Below are 12,823 nucleotides of genomic sequence, written 5' to 3'. Positions count from 1 at the left end.
TCTTTCTTTTTGTCTTTCTAACGTCCTAACATGAAATTTGTTTAATAATGTCATATATCCTAAGTTTCATGGAGATTCGACATATTTACAATAAGAAAAAAGCCCTATCTTTCGATACTTTATCTCGTTTTTTGGTCAAAAATGAAATTTTTACATAATCATCGCCATTATCCAACAAAATCCAATAAGAAAGACCACCCGCCATTACGGCAAAGTGGCCTAATTTTCGTCAAAATTGTGAAAAACGGATTAGGTCCTTGAAAAACAAGGCCCTAACCCCACGTTCATGAATCTTTCTACAAAATAAATTGACTGAGGTCTCGATCCTGGGCAATATTTCCTAATTTCTCCCGCACGTATTCCGGAGTGATGACCATTTTATCCAGCGTCAGCTCCGGCGCTTCAAAGGACAGATCCTCCAGGAGCTTCTCCAGGATGGTGTGCAGCCGTCTGGCACCGATGTTTTCGGTATTCGCATTCACCATGGCCGCAATACGGGCGATTTCATGGATCGCTGCGTCCGAGAACTCGATTTCCAGATCCTCCGTTCGCAGCAATTCAATATACTGTTTCGTCAAGGCGTTCTCCGGTTCCGTTAAGATCGACACAAAGTCCTCCAGCGTTAAGCTGTCGAGCTCAACCCGGATCGGGAACCGCCCTTGAAGCTCAGGAATTAAGTCAGATGGCTTGGCAATATGGAAAGCTCCTGCCGCAATAAACAAAATATAATCTGTTTTGATCGGACCGTATTTGGTCATCACCGTCGAGCCTTCCACGATCGGCAAAATATCGCGCTGTACGCCCTCACGGGATACGTCGGGACCCGAGCCCTGTCCCCGGCTGGCAACTTTATCGATTTCGTCGATAAAGATGATCCCGGATTGCTCTGCCCGCGTGATTGCTTCCTGAATCAAATCGTCTTGGTCGATCAGCTTCGCCGCTTCCTCCTGCGTCAGCACTTTGCGGGCTTCCTTGACGGTCAGCTTCCGCTTCTTGGTGCGTTTCGGCAGGAGATTGCCAAACATTTCCTGCATGTTCATGCCAAGCTGGTCGTTGCCTTGGCCGGCAAACATATCCATCATCGTTGGCGTGTTGTCTTCAACTTCAACTTCCACGATATCGTTCTCCATCTGACCGGACAACAATTTGAAGCGCACCTGACGTCGGCGTTCGGCCAGCGTGCTGTCTTCCTCCGGCTCCTCCTGAGCGGAGGTGTTCGCCCCGTTACCGCCCCCAAACAACATCTCGAACGGATTGCGAACGCCTTTTGTTTTATTTTCTGAAGGAACCAGGATCTGAACCAGGCGCTCGTTCGCAAGCCCTTCCGCTTTATCTTTCACCTTCTCGGTACGCTCAAGCTTTACTGTCCGGATCGCCGTTTCGATGAGATCGCGCACCATCGACTCGACGTCTCGACCTACATAACCAACCTCAGTGAACTTCGTTGCTTCCACTTTAACAAAGGGAGCACCAACCAGCTTGGCGAGACGGCGGGCAATTTCCGTCTTCCCCACCCCGGTCGGTCCGATCATCAGGATGTTTTTAGGTACAATTTCATCCTGAACCTCCTCCGGGAGCAAGCTGCGCCGGTAACGGTTCCGCAACGCGACAGCAACCGATTTTTTCGCTTGTTTCTGTCCTACGATGTATTTATCCAGTTCGGCTACGATTTGTCTTGGCGTTAAATTTTTTTCGGTCATGATTCGTCCCCCTGACACGATAGTATCAACGATACTCAAAGCTCCTCAACAATAATGTTGTTGTTCGTATATACGCAGATTTCCGAAGCGATCTGCAAGGATTCGCGGGCGATATCCTTCGCCTCCAACCCTGTGGCATGGCGTTTGAGAGCCCGCGCAGCCGACAGAGCAAAGTTCCCCCCTGACCCGATCGCCAGCACATCATCATCCGGTTCAATAATTTCCCCGCCGCCGGAAATCAGCAGCATCCCGGTTTTGTCCATGACGATCATCAAAGCCTCCAGCTTGCGCAACACGCGGTCCTGGCGCCAATCTTTGGCCAGTTCAACCGCTGCCCGCTGCAGGTTCCCCGAATGCTCTTCCAGTTTCCCCTCAAATTTCTCAAATAACGTGATGGCATCGGCGACCGAACCGGCAAAACCTGCAACCACTTGACCGCGGTACAACCGGCGGACTTTCTTGGCCGTTTGCTTCATCACGACGTTCTGCCCAAACGTGACTTGCCCGTCACCGGCAATGGCGCCTTTGCCATTGTGGCGTACAGCGCAAATCGTTGTAGCGTGAAAAGATAGCTCCATGTGTTTGTTCGCCTTCCTCTCTTGTATGTTCTCAGCCCTTACGTTTTTCATCAATTCGAATTTACGCAGGAGGGACTGAGGCAATGGGTTCGTTTACTACGTATGATAATGGGCCAGTTCTATCATATGAACGTCCTTGATTTCAGCATAACCCGTTTACCCCCTAGATTGCAAAAAAACGGTGGATTAACCCAACCGTTCTTCTGCCATAAAGGATCGCAAGCTATTCAGCGCGCGCTGCGCGAGCGCTTCGTTTTTCTCTGCTTTTTTGCGGTAGCGGGTATCCAGCTTCGGAAACAAGCCAAAGTTGGCGTTCATCGGCTGGAAGTGTTCGAAGTCTGCGGTGGTGATGTAACGCGCCATACTGCCCAGCGTTGTGTCCGCAGGGAAGACGATGCCCTCCTGGCCTGCGGCAGCTCGGGCTGCGTTAATCCCCGCAATCAGACCGGAAGCAGCGGACTCGACGTAACCTTCGACACCAGTCATCTGACCCGCGAAGAAGAGCGACGGCCGTGCCTTCAACTGATACGTTGGCATGAGCAGCTTCGGCGAGTTGATAAAGGTGTTACGGTGCATCACGCCGTACCGGACGAACTCGGCATTCTCCAGACCTGGAATCATCGAGAAGACGCGCTTCTGCTCGCCCCATTTCAAATGGGTCTGGAAGCCTACCAAATTGTACAACGTGCCGGCTGCATTATCCTGACGCAGCTGCACCACAGCATACGGGAGCTTGCCGGTGTGCGGGTTGACGAGACCAACCGGCTTCATCGGCCCAAACAGGGCCGTCTGCTTGCCGCGCCGCATCATCACCTCGATCGGCATACAGCCTTCGAAGTAAATCTCCTTCTCGAAGTCTTTCAGCTGAGCTACCTCCGCATGAATTAACGCATCATAGAAAGCGTCGAACTCCTCCTCCGTCATCGGGCAGTTCAAGTAGGCTGCTTCACCTTTGTCGTACCTGGAAGCCAGGTACACTTTGCTCATATCAATCGAATCTTTCTCCACAATCGGAGCGGCAGCATCGTAAAAGTAAAAATAGTCCTCGCCGGTCAACCGCTTAATTTGCTCCGAAAGGGCAGGAGACGTCAGTGGCCCGGTGGCAATCACGACAATCCCGTCCTGCGGGATCTCCTTGATTTCTTCATTAATGACTTCGATCAACGGGTGCTCTCTCAGCGTCCGGGTAATCTCTCCAGAGAAACCGTCCCGGTCAACGGCCAGCGCGCCGCCGGCCGGCACCGCATTGCGATCCGCCGCACCAAGCACCAGCGAGTTCAGCATCCGCATTTCTTCTTTGAGAACGCCAACGGCGTTCGTTAACCCATTGGCCCGCAAAGAGTTACTGCAGACCAGCTCGGCAAATTTATCGGTATGATGCGCCGGCGTCTTCACAACCGGGCGCATTTCGTACAACACCACGGGGATGCCGCGGCTCGCGATTTGCCATGCCGCTTCACTGCCGGCCAATCCCGCGCCGATGACCGTTACTTTATTCGTCATGTTCATGTCCCCCTACTAAATCTCATGCTGAATTTCTAAGCTGTCTCAAAGCCCGCACAAACGCGGGCTCATCTTAATCATCTGTATCGTCGTTATCTTCAATGGCTTCCACGTAGTCGCAGGAGGTACATTGCAGCTTCCCGCCTTGCTTATTTCGCTTCTCTACGAGCATCGAACCGCATTTCGGACAAGGCTTCGGTGAAGGCTTATCCCACGAAACAAAGTCACACTCCGGATAACGGTCGCAGCCATAGAAGACCCGTCCCTTTTTACTCCGGCGCTCGACCACATGGCCTTCTTTACATTTCGGACAGGTGACGCCGATGTCCTTGACGATCGGTTTCGTATTCCGGCATTCCGGAAACCCCGAGCAGGCCAGAAACTTCCCGAAACGTCCCAATTTATAAACCATCGGTCTTCCGCATTTTTCACAGATCTCGTCGGAGACCTCGTCTTCGATTTCGACTTCCTTCATTTCTTCTTCCGCAACCCGAAGCCGTTTCTCAAACGATTTATAAAACTCGCTCAGCACCCTTACCCAATCCTCGGAGCCTTCCTCAACATGGTCCAGGTCCTCCTCCATATGGGCGGTAAACTCCACATCGAGGATTTCCGGGAAGAATTGCTCCGTCTGTTCGATGAGAAGCTCGCCTAACTCGGTAGGGACGAACTTCTTGTCCTCAATCGCCACGTAGCCGCGTTTTTGAATGGTTTCTAGGGTTGGCGCGTACGTACTAGGGCGTCCAATGCCGAGCTCCTCCAGTGTTTTAACCAAACGCGCCTCCGTATAACGAGGCGGGGGTTGGGTAAAATGCTGCTTCGGTTCGATCGACTCTTTCGCCAGCTCTTCCCCTTTCGTCAGGGGTGGCAAAAACTTGTCGTCCTCATTGGCGTTGCCATCATCGTTGCCTTCCACGTACACCTTCATAAAGCCAGGGAAGCGGATCTTCGACCCAACCGCGCGGAACGTTGCTTCGCCAGCGGCAATATCCACTGACATCGTGTCCAGCACGGCAGAAGTCATTTGGCTGGCCATAAAACGATCCCAAATCAATTTGTACAGCCGATACTGATCCCGGGTGGTGAACTCCTTCACCGATTCCGGATCACGCATCGCCGATGTTGGACGGATCGCTTCATGGGCGTCCTGCGCGCTGGCGGCCTTCTTGGAATATTGACGCGGCGTTTCAGGGGCGTAGGCTTCACCGAATTTCTCCAGGATATATTGCTTTGCTTCCTCTTGGGCTGAAGTGGCGATCCGCGTCGAGTCTGTACGCATGTAAGTGATCAGACCGACGGTCCCTTCTTTGCCGAGGTCAACCCCCTCATACAGCTGCTGGGCGATCGACATCGTTTTGGCTGCCCGGAAATTCAGCTTGCGCGCAGCCTCCTGCTGTAGGGAGCTGGTTGTAAACGGCGCGGCCGGATGGCGGAGACGTTCCTTCTCCTTCACATCGACCACGCTGAACTTGGCATTCTCGATCGATTTCAGAATTACCTGAACTTGTTGTTCGTTTTTCAGCTCGATTTTCTCGCCTTGGTACTGGTGAAACTTCGCTTCGAACGAAGAGCCTCCGGTTTTCAGCTTCGCCGTAATGCTCCAGTATTCTTCCGGAACAAATTCAGAGATTTCATTCTCCCGGTCCAAAATGATTTTCACCGCTACGGATTGAACGCGGCCAAACGACAACCCCTTTTTGATCTTCTTCCACAGCAGCGGGCTGACTTTATAACCAACCAGCCGGTCCAAAATCCGTCTGGCTTGCTGCGCGTTCACCAGGTCCATGTTGATGGGGCGCGGGTTTTTGAAGGCGTCTCTAACCGCTTGCTTCGTAATTTCATTAAATACGACGCGGCAAGTATCCTTTTCATCCACGTCCAGCGCATGGGCCAGATGCCAGGCAATCGCTTCTCCTTCGCGATCGGGGTCGGCTGCCAGATAGATTTTTTTTACTTTTTTGCTGGCATCCTTTAATTCTTTTAATACAGAACCCTTCCCACGGATTGTAATATACTTCGGACTGAAGTCGTTCTCTACTTCAACCCCAATTTGGCTCTTGGGCAAATCGCGAACATGACCCATTGAGGCTTTCACGATGTATTTGCTGCCTAAGTATTTGCCAATCGTTTTCGCCTTGGCAGGCGATTCCACGATGACGAGTGAATCCGCCACAGGTTCGTCCTCCTCTCAAACAATACGAAACTCAAAAACTGGTGTTCATTGTAATCAGGTAAAATACTCATATAGTCATATATTCAAGCCACTCTCGGTTAGGAATGGACTATATTAGCTGGTATACGGAGCCGGGGAGTTGAACCGCCGTTTTTTTCATGATTAAAGATAACAGAACTGAATGTAAAAGTCCAAAATCCCACCCGGTCTGCACTAGCAGATCATCAAAACTCGTGATGCCCTGCTCCAACATATGGTATATGCGGCGCTCCTCATCTGTCAACTTGTTTCCTGTTACCGCTTCCTTTTTCGTCTCCTTCGCGGCAGGTAAAAAGGCCTCGTAATCCTCCCAAATATCCTTGGCTTCGGTTACGATTTTGGCTCCCTGCTTCAAAAGCCACAAGGTGCCCCGGCTTTTCGGCGAGGTAATCGGCCCGGGGACAGCAAACAGGTCGCGATTTTCCTCCAGCGCCTTATCGGCCGTGATCAAGGAACCGCTGCGGGCGTCGGCCTCCACAACCACCGTACCATGAGCAATTCCCGCGATGATCCGGTTGCGCTGCGGGAACATCCCGGGATGGCCAGGTGTACCGATCGGATATTCCGAGATGACAAGCCCTTGCTCGGCGATGCGGCGATACATCGAGACATGCTCCGGAGGATAAGCAACGTCGATCGCAGTGCCTAATACGGCTATGGTTGTTCCTCCTGCCTGCAAAGCCGCTTCATGGCAAACTCCGTCAATCCCGCGGGCCATCCCGCTCACGATCGTGATCCCAAGGGCGCAAAGCTCACCGGCTAAGGCAGCTCCTACCTTTCGTCCATAGGCGGTTGGCGTCCGCGTACCGACCATCGCGACAGAGAGGCCGTTCAGCAGCCTGGTATCGCCTAGAGCATACAAAACCCATGGCGGCTGAGCGGTCTCCTTCATTAAAATAGGATACTCCAAATCCAGCCTTGTAATTACCTGTATGCCTTTACCGTCGTACTGTTCCAGTTGGGCCTCAATCCAGTCCCGAGTGAACCGCTCCGACAGCCGAAGTGACAGTTCTGGACCCAGTCCCCGCTCCCTCCAGTCCGCTGCGGTAAACTCGATGGCATGCTCCCAGTCCTCATCATATGCAACGATTTGCTGCAACGTTTTCCAGCCTACCCCGGGGAATTCATGTAATCCCGCTAGTACCCATTTCTTCTCCACATCTAATCCCTCCTTGAAAAATAAAAAAAGCAACCTCCTCGAGCCGTTTATGGCTAAGAAGGTTGCTTACCTTTGGGTATGATTATATCAAAAATAGCTTAGCGTGTCGTGCACAATTCTAAAAGGCCGCGTTCTTCCAGAACACTAACCAGCGTTGCGCCCATCTCCGAAGGCGTAGGCGCTACTTTTATGCCACAGGACTCCAGCTTAGCGATTTTTTCCTTCGCCGTTCCTTTACCGCCGGAAATAATCGCACCGGCATGCCCCATCCGTTTCCCTGGAGGAGCCGTCACACCGCCGATAAAGCCAACGACAGGCTTCGTCATATTTTTCTGGATCCATTCGGCTGCCTCTTCTTCGGCCGTTCCGCCGATTTCCCCGATCATGATCACGGCATGCGTGTTGTCATCATCATTAAACCGGCGCAAAATATCGATGAACTCCGAGCCCTTCACCGGATCGCCGCCGATGCCAACCGCCGAAGATTGCCCGATGCCGCGAGTTGTCAATTGATGCACCGCTTCATACGTCAACGTACCGCTGCGCGATACGACGCCGACATGACCTGGCAAATGGATATAACCCGGCATGATGCCGATTTTGCATTCGCCTGGTGTAATGACGCCCGGGCAGTTCGGACCGATCAGTACGGTCTTTTTCCCTTCCATATAACGTTTCACCTTCACCATATCGAGGACCGGAATCCCCTCTGTGATGCAGATGACCAGATCCAATTCCGCTTCCACGGCTTCCAGAATCGAATCGGCTGCAAATGCCGGCGGTACATAAATAACGCTGGCGGTAGCCCCCGTCGCTTCCTTCGCTTCGCGAACCGTGTTAAACACCGGCAGGCTGACGGTTTCGCCGCTCTCCAAGGTAATATCTACCTTCGTGCCGCCTTTGCCCGGAGACGTTCCCCCAACCATTTGCGTGCCGTAGTCAAGCGCTCCTTTGGCATGGAACAATGCGGTTTTCCCGGTGATTCCCTGGGTGATGACCTTCGTATTCTTATCGACCAAAATACTCATATTTCGAGCCTCCCCTTATGGATAGGTGATTGCAATGTGAGGTACCACTCTAAATTACGAGACGAGCGAAACGATCTTCTGAGCGCCATCCGCCATCGAGTCTGCCGAGACGATTGCCAGCCCCGATTCAGCTAGAATTTGCTTGCCGAGATCAACGTTTGTTCCCTCAAGGCGCACAACGAGCGGACGGTCCAAACCGACCTGCTTCGCGGCTTCCACGATCCCCGAAGCAATCACGTCGCATTTCATGATGCCGCCGAAAATATTCACGAAAATCCCTTTCACCTTGGCGTCCGACAAAATAATTTTGAAGGCTTCCGTGACCTTCTCCGCCGTTGCGCCTCCCCCAACATCCAGGAAGTTCGCCGGGTCTCCGCCGTAATATTTGATGATGTCCATCGTCGCCATCGCCAGACCGGCCCCGTTCACCATACAGCCGATGTTACCATCGAGCGCAATGTAGCTGAGGTCGTACTTCGAAGCTTCAATCTCCTTCTCGTCCTCTTCTTCCAAATCACGCAACGCCAAAATGTCCTTATGACGGAACAGCGCATTGGAATCGAAATTCAGCTTCGCATCCAGCGCCAGGACGTTGCCATCTCCAGTGACGACAAGCGGATTAATCTCCGCGATGGAGCAATCTTTGTCCACAAAAGCTTCATACAAAGCCATCATAAATTGCGTGGCTTTGCCTACTAGTTCATTTGGAATATTAATGGAGTAAGCCAATCTGCGGGCCTGGAACGACGTCAAGCCAACAGCCGGATCAATCACTTCTTTGAAAATTTTCTCCGGAGTTGCGGCAGCCACTTCTTCAATTTCCGTCCCGCCTTCCTCAGAGGCCATCATCGTCACGCGGCCTGTACCACGGTCCACGACAACGCCAACGTAATACTCCTTCTTGATATCGCAGCCTTGCTCGATTAAGAGGCGTTTAACCTCTTTCCCCTCTGGTCCCGTTTGATGGGTGACCAGTACCTTGCCGAGGAGTTCCTGAGCATAGGTTCTCACCTCATCCAAGCTTTTGGCCACTTTGACGCCGCCGGCTTTACCGCGGCCTCCGGCATGAATTTGCGCCTTGACCACGACAACCGGGGTCCCCAGCGCTTTCGCCGCTTCCACAGCTTCCTCGACCGTAAACGCTACGCGTCCTTCAGGAACGGCCACACCGTACTGCTTTAGGACTTCTTTTCCTTGATACTCATGGATATTCATGCGTAAAATCCTCCTATCAACAGGCGGTATTTTAGAGGGTCCAAAACCTGCGGCTTGTGGTCCCCCTTCTCGAAAATATCAGCTGAAACCCAGATTATTGTACCACTTTTTTGAAACGCTTTCCTCAAAAAGTTCATCATTTATACACAACTTTTTTATATCATTTTCATCTCAAGTTGAGATGAATAATTGACGCAGCAGGGGAGAATGGCCAAAGTGCAATGAATCGCTTTCAAAGTTTCAAGGAGTTGCAGGGACAGGAAAAACTCGCGCCAATTTGTTCAGCCCAAAATTGACACTGCGCCCACACGCATCTCATCATGAGATGGATTTCGACGAATTTCAGCAATTTATGAAAATATCTTAGGTTGTGAGAAAAATGCTTGCCAGCTTCCTCCCGAAATCACATTCTGATACCTCCCCTGCTTCGCCTTAGCAGCGTAGGTTTGCCAACTTGACAATCGTTAACGTTCGTCCTAGAATACGTGTAACTAAATGAATCGGGAAAATAAGGAAGCACCTTTTTCCAATCCAGGCTTTGCCCAAGCAAAGCTTAAATCGATAGGAATGAGGTGTTTTTTTGTTATGTACGGTAAACTACACAGCGCGTGCTTGTACGGCATTGACGGCGTGATCATCGAGGTTGAGGTTGACTTGTCCAGCGGCATTCCGCAAACGAGCATCGTCGGCTTGCCGGATTCGGCCGTTCGCGAAGCGATTGACCGGGTCCGGGCAGCGATCAAAAACTGCGGCTATCGCTTTCCGCTTCAGCGCGTAACGATTAATTTAGCGCCGGCTGACCTGCGCAAGGAAGGCTCGGCCTTCGATCTGGCCATCGCGCTGGCAATATTGGCGGCTAGTGACCAGGTGAGATTGCCGCCGGAGGAGCGCTTGTTGATCATCGGAGAGCTGTCGCTGGACGGCACGCTGCGTCCTGTACCAGGCGTTCTGTCCATGGTGGATCGGGCACGGCGCGATGGCTTTACGGCGGTGCTGCTCCCGCAGAATAATGCCGAAGAAGCGCTGCTGCTTGGAGGTATTCGAGTTTATGCCCTCAGCCATTTGAGCGAACTCGCCCCTCCCTCGCACGAAGCGAAGGACTCGGAGGTGGCAGCTGCGTTGCCTTTGCACTCCATTCAGGTGCATCAAGAGCAGGCTCCGCTTGTCCTTCAAACCTTAAACCATCTTGAGAAAAAGCCGGAAGGCACGGGGACAACGGCCGAGCTTCCTTCCCTGCTCGATTACAGCGACGTGATCGGTCAGCGGCAAATTAAACGGGCGCTAGTCATCGCTGCCGCCGGGTTCCATAACATCGTGCTGATCGGGCCGCCCGGTACCGGCAAGACAATGCTGGTGCAACGACTGCCATCCATTCTGCCTCCCTTAACGCTGGAAGAATCGCTAGAGGTCACGAAAATCTACAGCTCTGCCGGCAAGTTCAATGACTCCGGACAAGGTCTGATTCAGCGCCGCCCTTTTCGTTCGCCGCACCATACGATATCCGCCGGCGGTCTGATTGGAGGGGGCGGAATCCCGAAGCCGGGGGAAGTCAGCCTTGCCCACCACGGCGTATTGTTCCTTGACGAACTGCCGGAGTTCTCGAGGAATGTGCTGGAGGTGCTGCGCCAACCGCTGGAGGATCGCGTCGTCACCATCAGCCGTTCCCGGGCGTCGTTCACGTTCCCTGCTCATTTCCTGCTTGCGGGATCGTTAAATCCGTGTCCTTGTGGCTATTTCGGTGCCGAGCCGCCGCTGCCCGCCTGTACCTGCTCGCCTTGGCGAATCGCTCAATACCGCGAAAAAATATCCGGCCCCTTATTAGACCGGATTGATATGCAGGTGGAGGTTCCTCGCCCGCAGCGTTGGCAGGACGATCCTCAGCCGCTGGATTCCGCAGCGATGCGGGAACAGGTGATGGCAGCCGAACGGATTCAACAGGAACGCTATCGTGGCTGCCGGATCTCCCGGAACAGCGAGCTGTCCGGCAGCCTGCTGCGTCGATTTGCCCGGCTAGACCGTGATGCCGCCAAGCTGCTGCAGGATTGTTTTGCCACGCTGGGGCTGAGCATGCGGGCATATGACCGGATCATCAAGCTGTCCCGAACGATTGCCGATCTGGAAGGAGAAGTCCATATTCGTGCCGAGCATGTCGCAGAAGCGATCCAATACCGGCAACTGGACCGGCGGCATGAAGTTGCGGGATGAGTCCCCATCAGAAAGCGGCTTGAATATGCTCCAGCGCGATATTATCGCCTCGGCCGAACGTCACCGCAATTACATCAAAGCGAAGGTTGGCGTCCGATTGACCCGTACGATGCAAATAAACCGCGGCTGTATCACGAACCTGCTTGATTTTGCGGGCATTCACCGATTCCGCCGGCGTGCCGAAAGCCGCAGCCTGCTGGCTGCGGCTTCGGACTTCTACGTTCACGAGAACGTCTCGCTTCCTGGCAATGATGTCGAGTTCTCCGCTGCGGCAGCGCCAATTTCGCTCAAGAATCGTGTATCCCTGTGAAATCAGATGCTCGCAAGCGGCCTGTTCCGCTTTCCGGCCGCGTTCTTTGCGGCCATCTCCTCTTCGCCCATTGATGCCAAGGTTACTCAAAGAACAACCCTCTTTCCACCATTTTATCCGATCGATAAATAAAGGTCAGAATTTCGGCAACCAGGTCATACAGTTCGGCAGGAATCTGTTGATCCAAATCCAGCTTGGACAACACCTCAACCAATGCGGCGTCCTCCTGGATTGGAATCCCGTGCTCCAGCGCTGCGTCAAGGATCCGGTCAGCGATCAGGCCCTTGCCTTTGGCCACAACGACCGGAGCCTCTCCCTGGCCGGGGTCGTATTTCAAGGCGACTGCTTTTTTGAAAGCCAAGCTGGGCGCTTGCGGTTTCTCCTTCATACGCGGTAATCCACTCCTTTGTATACGCTAGGCGCATAAGACATCGGCTGGCTGAAATCCGCTTCGTTGCCTTCCTCCCCCTCCGGCTTGATCAAAGGCTCCGCCTTGAGCGACAAGAGCCGATAGCCCGCCTTCTCCAACGCCGTACTCACTTCTTCCTGGCGGGATTCCAAAAAGGCTCCGGTCGTTTCCTTTTCGCTGTAGATTTTGAGCAGCACCTTCTTGTCGGCGACCTGTACGTCGACCATGATTTGCCCCAGCGTCTTCATCTGCAAATCGAACCATAACCGGCAATTGGCCGGATCCAGTTCGCCTTTGCGTCCGCGCCGCGACTCGATGTGCACGGCGGCGGTTTGCCGTCCGTCCGGACCGATCAAGGGCAGGAACATCGTCACCTGCGCAAACGGCGCGGTCCGGTCGGTATTGAGCAGCAGCTGCTGCCCGGTCAGCTGCTGTACGAGCTGGCGCGCCGCCTCCTGGAGCGGCGCGGGCAGCTCGTCTGAGGCCATCACCTGCAGGAGAAGG

10 protein-coding genes and 1 pseudogene are annotated in these 12,823 nt (G+C 53.2%); 1 reads left to right on the top strand and 10 read right to left on the bottom strand.

What is annotated here, in order from left to right; genetic code table 11:
* Positions 1-296: 296 nt before the first annotated feature.
* The 7 genes from hslU to sucC form a co-directional block, all read right to left on the bottom strand.
* Entirely contained in the window at positions 297-1,700 is a 1,404-nt protein-coding gene (gene hslU / locus POTG_RS01395; RefSeq protein WP_009222998.1) for an ATP-dependent protease ATPase subunit HslU, read from the bottom strand.
* 35 nt (positions 1,701-1,735) lie between these two features.
* The gene (gene hslV / locus POTG_RS01390; protein WP_009222997.1) at positions 1,736-2,278 is read right to left on the bottom strand and encodes an ATP-dependent protease subunit HslV; all 543 of its coding nucleotides are present in this window, start codon (positions 2,276-2,278) and stop codon (positions 1,736-1,738) included.
* Between the two features lie 186 nt (positions 2,279-2,464).
* Positions 2,465-3,787, bottom strand: coding sequence for an FADH(2)-oxidizing methylenetetrahydrofolate--tRNA-(uracil(54)-C(5))-methyltransferase TrmFO (gene trmFO / locus POTG_RS01385; protein WP_009222996.1), 1,323 nt, complete (start codon positions 3,785-3,787; stop codon positions 2,465-2,467).
* A gap of 67 nt (positions 3,788-3,854) precedes the next feature.
* Positions 3,855-5,954 (bottom strand): type I DNA topoisomerase, encoded by a 2,100-nt coding sequence (gene topA, locus POTG_RS01380; protein ID WP_009222995.1) that lies wholly within the window; start codon positions 5,952-5,954, stop codon positions 3,855-3,857.
* A gap of 109 nt (positions 5,955-6,063) precedes the next feature.
* Positions 6,064-7,152, bottom strand: a complete 1,089-nt coding sequence (dprA, locus tag POTG_RS01375; protein ID WP_016312455.1) for a DNA-processing protein DprA — start codon at positions 7,150-7,152, stop codon at positions 6,064-6,066.
* Positions 7,153-7,250: 98 nt separating this feature from the next.
* The gene (sucD, locus tag POTG_RS01370) at positions 7,251-8,180 is read right to left on the bottom strand and encodes a succinate--CoA ligase subunit alpha (RefSeq protein WP_009222993.1); all 930 of its coding nucleotides are present in this window, start codon (positions 8,178-8,180) and stop codon (positions 7,251-7,253) included.
* A 54-nt stretch (positions 8,181-8,234) separates the two neighbouring features.
* Positions 8,235-9,395, bottom strand: a complete 1,161-nt coding sequence (gene sucC / locus POTG_RS01365; RefSeq protein WP_009222992.1) for an ADP-forming succinate--CoA ligase subunit beta — start codon at positions 9,393-9,395, stop codon at positions 8,235-8,237.
* A 585-nt stretch (positions 9,396-9,980) separates the two neighbouring features.
* On the opposite strand from sucC, the gene POTG_RS01360 reads away from it, so the two are divergent.
* Positions 9,981-11,600 carry a YifB family Mg chelatase-like AAA ATPase gene (locus POTG_RS01360; RefSeq protein ID WP_009222991.1) on the top strand — a complete coding sequence of 540 codons (1,620 nt, stop codon included), beginning with the start codon at positions 9,981-9,983 and terminating at the stop codon, positions 11,598-11,600.
* Positions 11,601-11,607: 7 nt separating this feature from the next.
* On the opposite strand, the gene POTG_RS01355 is transcribed toward POTG_RS01360, so the two are convergent.
* The 3 genes and pseudogenes from POTG_RS01355 to POTG_RS01345 all read right to left on the bottom strand — a co-directional run.
* Positions 11,608-12,000, bottom strand: a complete 393-nt coding sequence (locus tag POTG_RS01355) for a YraN family protein (RefSeq protein WP_009222990.1) — start codon at positions 11,998-12,000, stop codon at positions 11,608-11,610.
* A complete protein-coding gene (locus POTG_RS01350; RefSeq protein WP_009222989.1) occupies positions 11,993-12,298 on the bottom strand; it encodes an EscU/YscU/HrcU family type III secretion system export apparatus switch protein in 306 nt (101 codons plus the stop codon). The genes POTG_RS01355 and POTG_RS01350 overlap by 8 nt, the downstream gene beginning before the upstream one ends.
* A pseudogene (locus POTG_RS01345) lies at positions 12,295-12,823 on the bottom strand (flagellar hook-length control protein FliK); the annotation flags it as partial. The gene POTG_RS01350 and the pseudogene POTG_RS01345, both read right to left, overlap by 4 nt.

The organism is Paenibacillus sp. oral taxon 786 str. D14 (genome assembly GCF_000159955.1).
GTDB classification, from domain to species: domain Bacteria; phylum Bacillota; class Bacilli; order Paenibacillales; family Paenibacillaceae; genus Fontibacillus; species Fontibacillus phoenicis.
Note: the sequence above shows the minus strand (reverse complement) of the source record. Positions and strands in the feature narration are given on the sequence as shown.

Excerpts from the sequence above, each read along its gene's own strand:
- hslU (WP_009222998.1), bottom strand. The coding sequence starts at position 1,700 with ATGACCGAAAAAAATTTAACGCCAAGACAAATCGTAGCCGAACTGGAT.
- hslV (WP_009222997.1), bottom strand. The coding sequence starts at position 2,278 with ATGGAGCTATCTTTTCACGCTACAACGATTTGCGCTGTACGCCACAAT.
- trmFO (WP_009222996.1), bottom strand. The coding sequence starts at position 3,787 with ATGAACATGACGAATAAAGTAACGGTCATCGGCGCGGGATTGGCCGGC.
- sucD (WP_009222993.1), bottom strand. The coding sequence starts at position 8,180 with ATGAGTATTTTGGTCGATAAGAATACGAAGGTCATCACCCAGGGAATC.
- sucC (WP_009222992.1), bottom strand. The coding sequence starts at position 9,395 with ATGAATATCCATGAGTATCAAGGAAAAGAAGTCCTAAAGCAGTACGGT.
- POTG_RS01360 (WP_009222991.1), top strand. The coding sequence starts at position 9,981 with ATGTACGGTAAACTACACAGCGCGTGCTTGTACGGCATTGACGGCGTG.
- POTG_RS01350 (WP_009222989.1), bottom strand. The coding sequence starts at position 12,298 with ATGAAGGAGAAACCGCAAGCGCCCAGCTTGGCTTTCAAAAAAGCAGTC.